Here is a 14918-nt window from a genome sequence, read left to right on the forward strand (position 1 = left end):
TTACTTCCTTCTTAATATTTTGCGATTATAGCTTCGTCTAGGAGTATCTATTTATATTATAATTCTTGGATGAATGGTGTCTTTCTCAATCGATTGTTAAAAGGGTTTAGCAATGAGTTGCCATTCGATATATTAATTCGAGGGCTTCAAACTGATAGTCGAAAGGTTCAGGAGGGTGATCTTTTTATTGCCCATCCTGGAATACATAAAGACGGGCGTCATTATATAAAAGAAGCGATCGATAAGCGAGCAGCAGCTGTTTTTTTCGATGCACATAATTATGAGCTTTTAATAAAAAGCTCAATCCCTCTAATTCCTATTGTAGGACTACAAAATAGAGTAGGTCAGATTGCAGCCCGTTTTTATAGCCATCCAACAAAGGACCTAAAAATTATTGGCGTTACAGGAACTAATGGAAAAACTTCATGTACGCATTTTATTGCTCAATTATTACAATCCCAATGCATTTCATGCGCTGTACTGGGTACTCTTGGTTATGGTTTTTTAAGGAATTTAACAAAAATAAGTCACACTACCCCAGCTCCTCTCCAATTACAACAAATTTTTGCACAGATGCGAAAAGAAGGAGCAACATCTGTTGCAATGGAAGTTTCTTCGCATGCACTAGATCAGCGACGAGTGAGCGGAGTGCATTTTGATATCGCTCTTTTCACTCAGTTATCCTATGATCATCTGGATTATCATAAAAGTATGGAAAATTATGCTCGAGCAAAAGAATTATTATTTCAGCAAATTGGTTTGAGTTATGGAGTGATTAATTGCGATGATGAGTTTGGCAGATATCTTATTGCGAAGTATCATAAAAAACTAATGCTAATTGGTTATTCTATGGGAAAGATAAAGGACGATCGGGTTCCATTAATAATGGTCACAACTATAAAAACATTAACACAGGGATTTTCAATAACTGTTCAAACACCGTGGGGGAATGGTACATTTATTACCTCACTCTTTGGGCGATTTAATATTATTAATCTCTTAGCTACTCTTGGAGTACTTGGATTATTTGGTATTCCTTTAGAAAAAGCATTTTCGGAATTATCAAAATTAAAAAATGTGCCAGGGCGAATGCAGTTAGTAAAATGTACTGGAGGTCCACAGGTAGTAGTAGATTATGCACACACTCCTGATGCATTAGAAAATGCGTTGATATCATTGCGAGAACGTTGCCGCGGCCGATTAATTTGTATTTTTGGCTGTGGTGGTGATCGTGATCGAGACAAACGGCCAAAAATGGGAGCTATTGCAGAATACTATGCGGATCAAGTTATTGTAACCACTGATAATCCGCGCAGCGAATCACCTTTGGCAATTATTCAAGATATTCAGTCAGGATTTAAAAATCCGAAACCGGTGATAGTTGAAACTAATCGCGCTATCGCGATTCATAATGTGATGCAAAAAACCACAGTCAATGATATTGTTTTAATTGCAGGTAAGGGACATGAAACTACCCAAATTATTGGAAACAGGGTTTTGCCTTTTAATGATGTGCAGCAGGTTAAGAAGGCGTTAAACTTATGAAGCTTTCACAAATCGCTCGTATTCTCAACGCAAAATTCAAAGGAAAAGATAAGGATTTTAAATCTTTTAGTATCGATACTCGTACTATCCAACCCAGGAGCATTTTCATTGCTTTGCAAGGCCCACGTTTTGATGCCCATGATTTCGTAGAAGTAGCAGTAGAAAAAGGAGCTGTAGGAGCAATTGTTAGTCGCCCAATAAAAACCTCCTTGCCAAAAATTTACGTCAATAATACTCATGCCGTTCTTATTCAACTAGGAAATCATCAACGTAATCAAATGAAAGAAGTAATGGTCGTGACAGTGACGGGTAGTTGTGGCAAAACAACCACCCGGGCATTACTTACCAGTGTTTTTCGCCAAAAAGGCAATGTGTTAGCTAGCGAAAGGAGTTTTAATAATAATATTGGATTACCGTTAACTCTCTTAAGATTGAATGCCAAGCATGATTATGCTGTGGTAGAGCTTGGAGCGAGCCATCCTGGAGAAATTTTCGAGCTAACACAAATAGCAAAGCCTAACATTGCTATCATTACTAATGCAGGCCCTGCGCACTTAGAGGGATTTGGAAGTATTGGAGGCGTAGCAAAATCGAAGGGGGAAATTTATCAAGGATTATCGTCTAATGGAATTGCTATTGTTAACAATGACGATTATTTTTCAGATTTCTGGAAAGAAATAATAGGTGTTCGGCGAACGATTACTTTTGCATGTAATAATCCAGCCGATGTCACTGCAAAAAATATTTTAGTAAATTCTGAAGGACAGCCACACTTCCGATTGATTTTACCAAACGGAGAGATTGATGTGCAACTGTCGCTCCTAGGCAAACATAATGTAATGAATGCCTTAGCAACAGCAGCTGCTGCCTACTCTCAGCATTTGCCAATTGCAGCGATAAAATCCGGTTTAGAAAACGCTTGCGCAGTTGATGGACGATTAGTATCTCGGAAAGGATATAAAGGCGCTACTATTATCGATGATAGTTATAATGCAAATCCATTGTCAGTATCTGCTGCTATCGACGTTTTAGTTAATTGTTTCGGCAGTCGATTGATTTTGGTGTTAGGAGATATGCTGGAATTAACTGATAGTGTGGATCAGTTACATCGTAAGGTGGGTGAGCAGGCATTGCAATCTGGTATTCATGAATTATTTTGTTGCGGATCTTTGGCTTATTATACCGCTGAGGCCTTTGGAAGTAATGCATATCATTTTAGTAATAAAGAAAAATTACTGACAGCATTAAAAAATAATTTAGATGAAAATACTGTCGTATTGATAAAAGGTTCTTTTTCCATGAATATGGGAAAAATTGTGAATGGACTAATCGAGAAATAAGCAATGTTGCTCTGGCTCACTAATTTTTTAAGTCACCATTTTCGTAGTTTTTGCGTTTTTAATTATTTTAATTTAACATTTCGTTCAATTGTAAGTGCTTTGACTGCATTAGTTATTATTTTCACTTTTTGTCCCTTTTTAATAACAAAACTTAAAAGATTACAAATTGGTCAAATAGTAAGAGATGACGGACCTCAGTCCCATTTTAATAAATCTGGAACTCCTACTATGGGAGGTATTCTTATCATTTTTTCTATTACGATTAGCACCTTATTATGGGGAGATCTTACCAATCGATTTATATGGATTATCTTGTTAGTTGTAGTACCTTTTGGGCTTATAGGTTGGATTGACGATTGTCGTAAGGTAATGAAAAAAAATAGCAAGGGATTATCTGCACGTTTGAAATACTTGTTTCAATCTCTAATTGGTCTTATAGCAGCAATTTATCTCTATCTGACAGCTACAAATCTGGCCGAAACCCAATTAGTCATCCCATTTTTAAGAAAGATAGCACCCAATTTGGGTCTTCTTTATATTTTTCTTGCTTATTTTGTCATAGTAGGTAGCAGTAATGCAGTAAATTTAACCGATGGGTTAGATGGTTTAGCTCTTATGCTTATTATAGTGATTAGTAGTGCCTTAGGAATTTTCGCTTACTTTAGTGGAAATCGTCTTTTTGCAGAATATTTAACGATCCCATATATTCCAGGAGTTAGTGAAATTGTTATTTTTTGCAGTGCTTTAGTAGGTGGTGGATTAGGTTTTTTGTGGTACAACGCTTATCCTGCTCAAGTTTTTATGGGGGATGTAGGTTCATTAGGATTAGGTGCTGCTTTAGGGATAATTGCAGTGATAGTGCGCCAAGAGATAGTTTATTTTTTTATGGCAGGAACTTTTGTTCTTGAAACCCTCTCTGTTATTATTCAAGTCGGTTATTTTAGGCTATCTGGTGGTAAGCGGGTTTTTCTTATGACGCCACTACATCATCATTTTGAATTAAAAGGTTGTCCTGAGCCCAAAGTTGTTGTTCGTTTTTGGATTGTTACCTGTATTCTAGTGCTTTTTGGCTTATCTACTTTAAAATTAAAGTAATATGCAAGACAAACAATTAATCGTTATTGTAGGATTAGGTAAAACAGGATTATCTTGCTCCAAATTTTTGGTAGAGACAAATCGATCTTTCGCAGTCACCGATAATCGAAAAAAACCTCCGAAATTAAAAGAATTCGTCAAGGCTTATGCTAATGTAGAATTAGCGTTAGGTGACTTTTCTGAAAATTTATTAAATGAAGCACAAGAAATTATATTAAGTCCTGGAGTACCTCTTTATGAACCTGCTATTGCCAGGCAGGCGGCGATGGGTAAATCCATTATTAGTGATATTGAATTATTCGCTTGTGTAGCCAAAAAACCTGTTATTGCAATTACTGGTTCTAATGGTAAGTCGACAGTGACAACAGTTGTGGGATTAATGATGAAGGCTGCGGGAATGAATGCCATTGTTTGCGGTAACATCGGACAACCTGTACTACAACAACTCCACTCTGATCCTGAATATTACGTTCTAGAATTATCGAGTTTTCAATTGGAAACAACTTTTTCCCTACAACCTCATGTTGCAACAATACTAAATATTAGTGAAGACCATATGGATCGATATACTAGTCTGAAAGAGTACATGCAAGCTAAGCGAAGAATCTACAATTCCTGTCGAACACCTGTTGTCAATGCAGATGAACCGGAGATCTGGAAAAATCTTTCATTCAAAGAAAAACCTCTATCCTTTGGATTAAAGAATCAAGCTGATTTTTCATTAACAGAACGTGATAATAAAACCTTTATCACATATCGGGGTAGAAGGCTTATGCCTATTGAAGAATTAAAACTAAACACCCACCACCACATCCAAAATGTATTAGCCGCTTTAGCTTTAGGAAAAGCAGCGGACGTGCCTATGGGAGCTATGCTTAAAGTTTTGTCTGACTTTACGGGAATCCGTCACCGTTGTCAGTGGGTACGAAAATATAAAGAGGTAGATTATTACAACGATTCGAAGGGAACTAATGTTGGTGCAACTCAAGCAGCTATTATCAGTTTGGGAGAAGCTAGAAAAGGAAGATTAATTTTAATTGCAGGTGGACAGAGCAAGGGAGCTAATTTTTCCGCTTTGAGAAATGTAATCAAACGTTACGTGAAGCACATCGTTTTAATTGGTGAAGATGCATCAAGATTAGAAAAAGCTCTGGAAGGCTGTACAAAAATTTCAAGGTTTTCTTCTATGAAAGAAGCTGTAAAAAAATCTACGGATATTGCGCACCCAGGTGATGTAGTTTTGTTATCCCCGGCCTGTGCCAGTTATGATATGTTTCAACACTATGAACATCGAGGTGATGTGTTTATTGAAATGGTGGAAAAACTTTAATGCAGCAAAAATCGATATTCTCAAGGTCTTATGACCGTTGGGTTATTATTTCTACTTTATCCTTGCTAGTATTTGGTTTACTTATGGTGGCTTCAGCCTCTATGGTTATTTCAGATCAGCGATTTAATTACCCTTTTCATTATTTTATTCACCAATTAGTTTATTTAATTTTAGGCTTACTACTTGCCGTTATAGCTTCTCGTGTGCCAATTAAAATTTGGCAGAAATATAATGGCTATTTATTTTTATCAGGTTTTTTATTACTAATAATGGTTTTATTACCAGGAGTTGGCAAAATGGTTAACGGAGGTCGCCGCTGGATCCAGTTGGGATTTTTTTCGCTGCAAGTTTCAGAAGTTGTGAAATTAGCCGCAATTTTATATTTAGCGAGTTATGTGCAACGCTACCAAAATGAAGTGCGTGAAAAACTTAAAGGGTTTTTAAAACCCATGATCCTTGTAATATTTTTGTCTGGTTTACTATTGTTAGAGCCTGATTTTGGAACAGCTGTTGTTATTACTATGACTTATATGGCTATTTTATTTCTCAGTGGTGTGCGCTTATGGCCTTTTTATATATTGTTAATTTTAGTAATAATTTCTTTAACTTTATTGGCAATTTTTTCCCCTTACCGATTGCGACGACTATTGGTTTTTCTAAACCCTTGGCATAATGCTTTCAGTTCAGGTTACCAATTAACTCAATCATTAATTGCGTTTGGGCGTGGAGGTTTGTTCGGTGTTGGTTTAGGTAATAGCGTACAGAAGCTGTTTTATTTACCGGAAGCACATACGGATTTTTTATTTGCAGTACTTTCTGAAGAGTTGGGTCTTATTGGTGAGCTTTTAGTGTTTACTTTGTTTATTATCTTAATTATTCGCATTTTTATAATTGGTCATCATGCTGAAACAAATGATCAATTGTTTTCAGCCTATGTTGCTTATGGTTTTGCTTTATGGTTCTGGTTACAGGCACTTATTAATATTGGAGTTAATATAGGTGTTTTGCCCACTAAGGGTTTAACTTTACCTTTTATCAGCTATGGAGGGAGTAGTATGTTAATTAATTGTTTAGTTATCGGGATCCTATTGCGCATTGCCCATGAAGTTCAGCAGAGTAATAGCACTAAACAATCTCGATTGACAAATTATTAATGTTAGAATTATTGCTAGCTTGAACGATGAATAGAAAAAACTCAGATAAAAAAAGAGGGGGGGGGTAGGTTGGTTCTGTTGGAACTTTCAAAATAAATGAAGCGAATATTAATTATGGCTGGAGGAACGGGGGGTCATATATTCCCTGCTCTCGCGGTGGCGCGCGCCCTAAGACAGCAAGATATAGAGATTTACTGGTTAGGAACTACGAGTGGTTTAGAAAAGAAATTAGTTTCTCCCGAGTTTCCGTTGAAATTTATTCAAATAAAAGCACTTCGAGGTAAAGGATTGGTGCGGAAATTTTTTATACCTTTTCGCTTGATTCGAGCAATTTTTCAGTCTTATCGAGTAATTCAACGAGTGAAGCCGAAAGTGATTTTAGGGATGGGAGGATATGTGGCAGGGCCTGGTGGGTTTGCTGCATGGCTAACTCAAACGCCCATAGTGATCCATGAGCAAAATGCAGTAGCTGGATTAACTAATCGGATATTAGCAAAAATAGCTCGATCTGTTTTGCAAGCCTTCCCAAATGTTTTTATTGATAAGAAAAATGTAAAGACTATCGGTAATCCTATTCGGATTGAATTAGTTAATACACCTTTACCACGAGCTCGCTTGATCAATCGGAAAGGACCTCTGCGAGTTTTAGTCTTAGGGGGTAGCCAAGGTGCTCGCCCGATTAATCAGAAAATGGTGACAACCTTAAGAAATTACCCTTATTCCCAAGAGCTTATGCTTTGGCATCAAACAGGCCAATCTGACTTTAAGTGGCTCAAGGAGGTTTATGAAACCCTACCTCTTGAGACTCGAGTCGACGCATTTATTGATGATATAGCTGAGGCCTATACATGGACTGATTTGATTGTTTGTCGTTCAGGTGCTTTAACAGTAAGTGAAATTGCAGCAGTAGGTATAGCTAGTATTTTGATTCCCTATCCTTATGCTGTAGATGATCATCAATTTCATAACGGTCGCTTTTTGGAAAAAGCAGGAGCTGCCATTATCATTCCAGAAAAATCATTAACGGAAAAATGTTTGATCCATTATTTTGAGCAATTTGCTCGTGACAGACAACGTCTGTTAACAATGGCAGAATGCGCACGAAGTTTATCAGAGCTAACAGCTGTGCAGAGTGTCATGAATGAATGTAAGAAAATACTATGATACTAGATGGCAAAACGATTAAACATATTCATTTCTTGGGGATTGGTGGGATTGGTGTTAGTGCCCTTGCTGAGATTCTTTTAAAAAAAGGGTACCGCATTAGTGGTTCTGATATTTCTCCAAATAAAAACACTGAAAGACTTTATCGTTTAGGAGCTGAAATTATATTTAATCATAACGGGAAAATCATCACAAAAGCTGACTGTGCTGTTTATTCAAGCGCAATTACGCTGACCAATCCTGAATTTATTGCTGCTCAACAAGTAAAAATCCCCATCTTAAAGAGGGGTCAAATGCTAGCTGAAATCATGATGGCTTATCAGTCAATTGCAGTAACTGGTACTCATGGTAAAACCACTACCAGTGCTCTTCTGGCTAATGCTTTTGTTATAGCTGGTTTAGATCCAACGTTTATGGTTGGTGGTATATTAAACGATAGTCAAACATCTGTACGGTTGGGGAGTGGGCCTTATTTTATTGCCGAAGCTGATGAAAGCGATGCGTCTTTCTTATATATGCATCCTAATATTGGTATAATAACGAATATAGATGCAGATCATCTAAGTATTACCTATGGTGGTGATTTTGACCGTTTAAAAGAGGCCTACATGCAATTTCTTCATCAAATTCCCGATGAGGGGGTGGCTGTTTTGTGTATAGATGATCTTGTATTAAATGAATTAATTCCGACTTTATCTCAGAAGATAATTACTTACGGTTTTTCCTCGAAAGCTAATTACCGAGCAAATAATTATTCACAAAAAGGTCTGAAAAGCTATTTTCAAGTTCATCGCTTTTTGCAAGATAAATCACCTCTATCTATTAAGGTTAATCTGGCGGGTAGGCATAATGCTCTTAATGCTTTAGTGGTCATAGCTGTTGGTGAGTTAATTGGAATTGATGAAAAAAAACTGTTGCAATCCTTGGAACAATTTTCTGGTGTAGATCGTCGTTTTACTATTAAGGGCGACATGATCCTTTCAAATGGACAAGCGCTCGTGATTGAAGATTATGGACATCATCCTAACGAAATTAAAGCAACCTTATCAGCAGCAAGAACCGCATGGCCTGAAAGACGGCTTATTCTTGTTTTTCAACCTCATCGTTACAGTCGAACACAAGAGTTAATGCACAACTTTGCTTCGGTTTTAACAGAATCTGATTTATTAGTGCTACTTGAAGTGTATAGTGCTAATGAAACTCCTATCCCGGGAGCTGATGGAAGGACATTATTAAAGGCTATTAAGCAACAGACCACTAAAAAAACTGTCTTTGTTCCAGCATTGCAAGATTTGCCAAAAATATTACGAAAGTTGGTACAGCCCAATGATATAATTATTCTTCAGGGTGCTGGTAGCGTGGGAGCTTCTGTAACAACTTTAATCAGAAACCGTAGTGAATTCTTTATTAATTAATGGGCGGCGGGCAGTATTTCGGCGTTTCAGATACGAGAAAAAAATTAATAATTTATGCGGGGATTTAATTTATAACCACAATTTAGCACATTACACTTCCTTGCGAGTAGGTGGTAATGCTGAACGATTTTATTGGCCTGCTAATATAGCAGATTTGCAAAATTTTCTTGCTCAATTACCACCTGATGAGCCATTAACCTGTTTAGGTTTGGGTAGTAACGTTTTAATTCGTGGTGGTGGAATTAGAGGAACGGTAATTTTAACTGTGAACCGATTAAAGGAAATTTCGTTTTTTAAAGAAGAAGATAAGCAATTAGTGATTCGTGCTGAATCGGGTGTAACTTGTTCTAAATTAGCGAAATTCTGTGTAAGCCAAGGACTAAAAGAGGGTGCTTTTTTTGCAGGAATTCCTGGAACTGTAGGTGGAGCTTTGGCCATGAATGCCGGTGCTTTCGGCAGAGAAACATGGTGTCATGTTATTCGTGTGGAAACAGTCGATCATTCGGGTATTCTCTATAAAAGACAGCCGGATGAATTTAAAATTAACTATCGTGAAATTCATGGCCTTAATAATCAATTTTTTGTTGCTGGTTATTTTTGTTTTGATCAGAAAGATATTAATAAAGCCAGGAAAGCTATAAATGTATTATTAAAAAAACGTGTTAATTTACAACCCATTGGGACTTTTAGTTGTGGTTCCGTCTTTCGCAATCCGCCTGGTGATTATGCGGCTCGGCTCATTGAGTCTGCAGGATTAAAAGGAACAAGAATCGGTAATACTAAAGTTTCAGAAAAGCATGCTAATTTTGTTATAAATATGGGAGAAGCAAACGCTTCCGATGTCGAATGTTTAATTCAATTCATTGCGCAACGAGTTTATAAAATTCATGGCATCCAATTAATAAAAGAAGTGCATATCCTTGGTGATCACTAACATCACATGAAAAATAAAATTAAATACTTTTGAGTAATCCAACTGCGAAAATCAATTACCTCTCTTTTAGGACTAATCATTTTTTCTACTTTTTTAATAGGAATATTATTAATATTGCGTAATCCTAAAACCTTACCTTTTCGTCAGATTAAAATAGACGCACCTGGCGCTTACCTTCAAGTACCAGAATTAAAAGATGTTATAATTCAAAATATTAGCGGAGGATTTTTTTCTCTTAATACGCATAAATTAAAATCAGCTTTAATAGTATTGCCGTGGGTATCTCATGTTTCTATTCGACGAACATGGCCGGATAAATTAGAAATTACTATTGCAGAACAACAGCCATTAGCACGATGGAACGGAACTCAATTAATATCAAAATTAGGTATACTGTTTACCCCGCCAATCTCGACAATCCCTAAAGATTTGCCTCAGCTTCAAGGACTGAATAATAGTGAAAAATTTGTTCTCGCTCGATTTGAGCAATTTAATCAATTATTGAAACCATTGCATATAAGGATAACCGCTTTAAGAGTAAGTGATCGTGAAGCTTGGTTTCTTGTATTAAACAATCATATCCGAGTTTATTTGGGGCACCAAGACATCAATCAACGATTTAAAAAACTGGTTCAGTTTTACCAAAAAATTATCGGAAATCGGAGCAATCAAGTGGACCATATTGATCTTCGCTATCCTAACGGATTAGCCATTCAGTGGAAAGCAGGATTTCTTAATTAATCCCTAAATTCCTAAGAAGAAGGAAAATAACTTATTTGAATGTAACACGGGATCTCACTGTCTTCTTATTTTTTTCTTCTTCAAAATAAGCCTAAAATGAAAAAGTTTTTATCTTAAGCGATAAGCTTTCTTATCTTTACCAGGCAATTAGTTTTTGTAAATCATTGTAATTTGTGTTTATCAATTACTTTTGAAAATACCTTATACCTTAAGGCTTACTGCTCAGTTTTTCTTTTACTATCACATTCATTTTTTACAGAGGTTTTTATCGAAACTAATGACAACATTATAGTTAAATAATTAAGTCTTGAAGTAGTCCTTTCTGAGAATTCGAAGAGATAGTATATCTTTCAAGTTTTCATCGACTGTTAATTTTAAAAAATTAGATTTATATTCGCTGAAAACTCCGTTAAAATTATTCAAAAAAGAAAATAAGTCAAGAAATATTTAAAGTTTTTAAAGTAATGCATTCTATAAAAAATTTTCTCATAAAAATTATTTTTCTCTTGTATAACTAATTTTTTTTCAAAAACCTATTAGAAGAATTCACTCCTTTTAAAATAAGCGGGATGTCAATCAAAAAATAAGAAATATCTATTGAATTTCCAAAATAGTAATTTTTCTTTCTAGCGCTTAATTTTAAAGAGATCTTAAATCAAAGAACTTAAAAACCCTAAACGCCCTATCTGTCATCTGTGAGCCAACTGTTATTTATAAAATCATAAAAAAATTCCTTCTCTATAGAAAATTACATTGATAGACATTTGAAATTCTAAAACTTTTTTTCATTCAATTGTACATTGAAATCGTTTTTTTAAATCCGTGCTATTCAAAACGCATCGATACCTTTAAACTGACTATAGTCTAATAATATAGCCTAAAATAATAAAATTTCTTACCTAATTAAGATGACAAATTTCAAACCTCAATGCTATAAATTGAGGCCATGGTAGCCTTAATGATTCAATACAGTATTGAATCATTAAAATTGCGTATAAAAAGCAACCTCACCTCGTAAGATCATCTGCATCGGAGGGAATCAAAATAAGTTGATACGAAAAACACAAACAAGCTGCTATTTGATTTCACGATGTTAGACACGCCACAGTAAGCGTATTTCTCGTATGAAAAATTATTTAAAATGACACTTTTCTTTCAAAGAAAAACGTTTTTGAATAATTTTGATAAAGAATTTCCCTGTTTTATTTGATTGAGGTATTGGAAAAGTACCTTTAAAAATCTGCTTAAGAAATATTTTCCTAAAATCCTGTTTTAAATAATAATCAGTCAAAATTAAAAAACATAACCCTGTGTATGAGATGTAGCGTTAATTGCCTCATAGCCTTTACATTTGGATAGAGATAAACTCTATCTTATATGATAGAGCATCATAGTTACAAATGAAAAAATGTAAAGTAGCCACCAAGTATGATATTTAGGTGTTGTTGCTTCAGGTTCTATCAACTAAAATTAAAGTTGTCCAATTTTTGAATTATTTTTACTTAAAATTAAATTGATTTAGTTTTAATCATCTCACTTAGTTTTGGTGACTTATTTTAATAGATAATAAAGATAACATTATAATATTTCGATAATATTTTAATGAATTAAAAACATACATAAGAGTAATAAAAAAGTGATAAATTTTAAATAAAGAGTGCTAGAATTAAGATTAATTTTTAATAGTGCTTTCAAGGTATGTCACTTATACTAATGATTTAATAGCTAATGTGGGTCCGTGCACATAGAGAGACTTTGGCACTATGCCGAAAAATCTGGAAAGAAATCTTATTTTTGCGTTAGATATTGGTACTAGCAAAATTGCCGCGCTTGTTGGAGAGGTGAGCCAAGATAACCAAATTGGAGTTATTGGTTTTGGAACCTATCCGTCGCGTGGATTAAAACGCGGAATGGTAATTGATATTGAATCAACAGTAAAATCCATTCAACGTGCTGTTAAAGAAGCAGAATTAATAGCCGGTTGTGAGATTCGTTCTGCTTACACAGGAATTGCTGGTAGTCACATTCGCAGTTTGAATTCTCATGGGATTGTGGCAATTCGTGATCGTGAAGTCAACCAATCTGATGTAGATCGAGTGATCGACGCAGCGAAGGCAGTTGCTATTTCCGCTGATCAAAAAATACTCCATATTTTGCCACAAGAGTTCATCATTGATAACCAAAAAGGTGTGCGCGAACCTATAGGAATGTCGGGCGTTCGCTTGGAAGCAAAAGTACACATCGTTACTGGCGCCGTAAGTGCTGCTCAGAATATAACTAAATGTGTTCGTCGTTGTGGATTACAAGTAGGTGATATTGTTTTAGAACAACTTGCTTCGAGCCACTCGGTATTGACTGATGATGAAAAAGAATTAGGTGTTTGTATGATTGATATTGGTGGAGGTACCACCGATATTGCTATCTTTATAGAGGGTGCTATTTGTCATACTCATGTTATTCCAATCGCGGGTGATCATGTAACTAACGATGTGGCTGTAGCCTTACATACCTCTATGCAATGTGCTGAGCAAATTAAAATAAAGTACGCATCTACATTACCTGAAGCAGTTGATCCTGAAGAAACTATACAAGTACCGAGTGTTGCTAAGCGATTATTGAAGCAAGTCCAAAAAAGAGTATTGGCTCAAGTAGTTGCCGCACGCTATGAAGAATTATTCGAATTGGTATTAACTGAATTGCAACGCAGCGGCTTTGAAGATTTAATTGCTGCTGGTATCGTTTTAACAGGCGGTGCTTCTCGAATTTTAGGATGCATTGAATTAGGCGAAAGAATTTTCCAAATGCCTGTAAGAATAGGGCTACCTCAATATGTTACTGGGTTAGCAGATATTCGAGATAATCCCATTTACGCGACGGCAGTTGGTTTATTGATCCACAGTCATCAAAATCAAATCAATAACCGGCCTATGCTTGATTTAGATCGTGGTTTGAGCTTATGGCAACGTATGAGAAATTGGTTTCAAGGGAATTTTTAGGAGAAAAGAGCATGTTTGAGCTTGGTGAAAATTTACCTCAAAATGCCCAGATAAAAGTGATCGGTATCGGTGGAGGTGGCGGAAATTCAATAGAGCATATGATTACTGAGGGTATTGATGGTATTGAGTTTATTTGTGCGAATACCGATTCTCAGGCATTAGGTCGCTCTAACGCCCGAGTTGTACTTCAACTAGGTGAAGAAATAACAAGAAAATTAGGTGCAGGTGCGGATCCCAATATTGGCCGTCAGGCAGCTGAGGAGGCAAGCGAACAGATTCGAGAAATTCTTGAAGGGGCTGATATGGTTTTTTTAACGGCTGGTATGGGGGGTGGTACTGGTACAGGTGCGGCACCCGTATTTGCAGAAGTAGCTAAAGGATTAGGGATATTAACAGTCGCCGTTGTAACTAAGCCATTTGTTTTTGAAGGTAAAAAGAGAATGGAAGTAGCTGAAGAAGGAATTAAGTCATTGACTAAGTACGTTGATTCTTTAATTACTATTCCTAACAATAAATTGTTGAATGTACTTGGTAAAAATACGACTTTATTAAATGCATTTAAAGCTGTAAATAATGTATTGTTAGGGGCAGTACAAGGTATTTCAGATTTAATTACTCGTCCAGGATTAATTAATGTGGACTTTGCCGATGTACGAACAGTGATGTCTGAAATGGGTATGGCTATGATGGGAACGGGAGTCAGTAGCGGTGAGAATCGTGCGCGCGAAGCAGCTGAAGCAGCTATTGCCAGCCCATTATTGGAAGATGTAGATTTTACAGGCGCTCGAGGGGTGTTAATAAATATCACTGCTGGAATGGATCTTTCTGTTGGAGAATTTGAGCAAGTAGGTGAATCTATTAAATCGTTTGCGTCGGAAAATGCAACAGTAGTTGTCGGTACGGTAATTGATCCTGAAATGAGTGATGAATTACGAGTGACTGTTGTAGTCACTGGACTTGGTGTACAAAACAGTGGAAGTGCCAGTAGCATATCTCTTAAACCTGTAGTAAAAAACACTAAAAGTGATGGGATGCTAAATTACCACCAATTAGATCGTCCGACGTATATGCGAAACCAAGAACTTCATAAACGAACAGTAGAAACAGAGAAAAAACGAGATCGCGATTTTGAATATTTAGACATTCCTACTTTTTTACGCCGCCAGAAAGAAGACTGACGTTTGTGAGTAAATGTGCTTCTCTT

11 protein-coding genes are annotated in these 14918 nt (G+C 36.1%); all 11 read left to right on the top strand.

The window, feature by feature from the left end; genetic code table 11:
- Nucleotides 1–69: 69 nt before the first annotated feature.
- The 11 genes from ONG85_RS01615 (at nt 70) to ftsZ (ending at nt 14892) form a co-directional block, all read left to right on the top strand.
- Nucleotides 70–1545, top strand: a complete 1476-nt coding sequence (locus ONG85_RS01615) for a UDP-N-acetylmuramoyl-L-alanyl-D-glutamate--2,6-diaminopimelate ligase (RefSeq protein WP_264435838.1) — start codon at nt 70–72, stop codon at nt 1543–1545.
- Nucleotides 1542–2885 (top strand): UDP-N-acetylmuramoyl-tripeptide--D-alanyl-D-alanine ligase, encoded by a 1344-nt coding sequence (locus ONG85_RS01620; protein ID WP_264435839.1) that lies wholly within the window; start codon nt 1542–1544, stop codon nt 2883–2885. Before ONG85_RS01615 ends, ONG85_RS01620 begins: the two co-directional genes overlap by 4 nt.
- A 3-nt stretch (nt 2886–2888) precedes the next feature.
- Nucleotides 2889–3980 (top strand): phospho-N-acetylmuramoyl-pentapeptide-transferase, encoded by a 1092-nt coding sequence (gene mraY / locus ONG85_RS01625; RefSeq protein ID WP_264435840.1) that lies wholly within the window; start codon nt 2889–2891, stop codon nt 3978–3980.
- A 1-nt stretch (nt 3981) separates the two neighbouring features.
- Complete coding sequence (gene murD, locus ONG85_RS01630) at nt 3982–5310, top strand: UDP-N-acetylmuramoyl-L-alanine--D-glutamate ligase (RefSeq protein WP_264435841.1); 1329 nt, start codon at nt 3982–3984, stop codon at nt 5308–5310.
- Nucleotides 5310–6464 carry a putative lipid II flippase FtsW gene (gene ftsW / locus ONG85_RS01635; RefSeq protein ID WP_264435842.1) on the top strand — a complete coding sequence of 385 codons (1155 nt, stop codon included), beginning with the start codon at nt 5310–5312 and terminating at the stop codon, nt 6462–6464. Before murD ends, ftsW begins: the two co-directional genes overlap by 1 nt.
- 96 nt (nt 6465–6560) lie before the next feature.
- On the top strand, nt 6561–7628 hold the full coding sequence (gene murG, locus ONG85_RS01640; protein WP_264435843.1) for an undecaprenyldiphospho-muramoylpentapeptide beta-N-acetylglucosaminyltransferase: 1068 nt from the start codon (nt 6561–6563) through the stop codon (nt 7626–7628).
- Nucleotides 7625–9043 (top strand): UDP-N-acetylmuramate--L-alanine ligase, encoded by a 1419-nt coding sequence (gene murC, locus ONG85_RS01645; RefSeq protein ID WP_264435844.1) that lies wholly within the window; start codon nt 7625–7627, stop codon nt 9041–9043. Before murG ends, murC begins: the two co-directional genes overlap by 4 nt.
- Before the next feature lie 43 nt (nt 9044–9086).
- Nucleotides 9087–9977, top strand: coding sequence for a UDP-N-acetylmuramate dehydrogenase (gene murB, locus ONG85_RS01650; RefSeq protein ID WP_264435873.1), 891 nt, complete (start codon nt 9087–9089; stop codon nt 9975–9977).
- A 114-nt stretch (nt 9978–10091) separates the two neighbouring features.
- Nucleotides 10092–10718, top strand: a complete 627-nt coding sequence (locus ONG85_RS01655; RefSeq protein WP_264435845.1) for a cell division protein FtsQ/DivIB — start codon at nt 10092–10094, stop codon at nt 10716–10718.
- Between the two features lie 1763 nt (nt 10719–12481).
- Nucleotides 12482–13714 (top strand): cell division protein FtsA, encoded by a 1233-nt coding sequence (gene ftsA, locus ONG85_RS01660; protein WP_264435846.1) that lies wholly within the window; start codon nt 12482–12484, stop codon nt 13712–13714.
- Between the two features lie 11 nt (nt 13715–13725).
- Nucleotides 13726–14892 (top strand): cell division protein FtsZ, encoded by a 1167-nt coding sequence (gene ftsZ, locus ONG85_RS01665; RefSeq protein ID WP_264435847.1) that lies wholly within the window; start codon nt 13726–13728, stop codon nt 14890–14892.
- Nucleotides 14893–14918: the final 26 nt, after the last annotated feature.

This window comes from Coxiella endosymbiont of Dermacentor marginatus (genome assembly GCF_907164955.1).
In the GTDB taxonomy this organism is placed as follows: Bacteria; Pseudomonadota; Gammaproteobacteria; order Coxiellales; family Coxiellaceae; genus Coxiella.

What these genes read in the sequence shown, in the direction of transcription:
- ONG85_RS01615 (WP_264435838.1), top strand. Translation starts at nt 70, where the DNA reads ATGAATGGTGTCTTTCTCAATCGATTGTTAAAAGGGTTTAGCAATGAG.
- ONG85_RS01620 (WP_264435839.1), top strand. Translation starts at nt 1,542, where the DNA reads ATGAAGCTTTCACAAATCGCTCGTATTCTCAACGCAAAATTCAAAGGA.
- mraY (WP_264435840.1), top strand. Translation starts at nt 2,889, where the DNA reads ATGTTGCTCTGGCTCACTAATTTTTTAAGTCACCATTTTCGTAGTTTT.
- murD (WP_264435841.1), top strand. Translation starts at nt 3,982, where the DNA reads ATGCAAGACAAACAATTAATCGTTATTGTAGGATTAGGTAAAACAGGA.
- ftsW (WP_264435842.1), top strand. Translation starts at nt 5,310, where the DNA reads ATGCAGCAAAAATCGATATTCTCAAGGTCTTATGACCGTTGGGTTATT.
- murG (WP_264435843.1), top strand. Translation starts at nt 6,561, where the DNA reads ATGAAGCGAATATTAATTATGGCTGGAGGAACGGGGGGTCATATATTC.
- murC (WP_264435844.1), top strand. Translation starts at nt 7,625, where the DNA reads ATGATACTAGATGGCAAAACGATTAAACATATTCATTTCTTGGGGATT.
- ftsA (WP_264435846.1), top strand. Translation starts at nt 12,482, where the DNA reads ATGCCGAAAAATCTGGAAAGAAATCTTATTTTTGCGTTAGATATTGGT.
- ftsZ (WP_264435847.1), top strand. Translation starts at nt 13,726, where the DNA reads ATGTTTGAGCTTGGTGAAAATTTACCTCAAAATGCCCAGATAAAAGTG.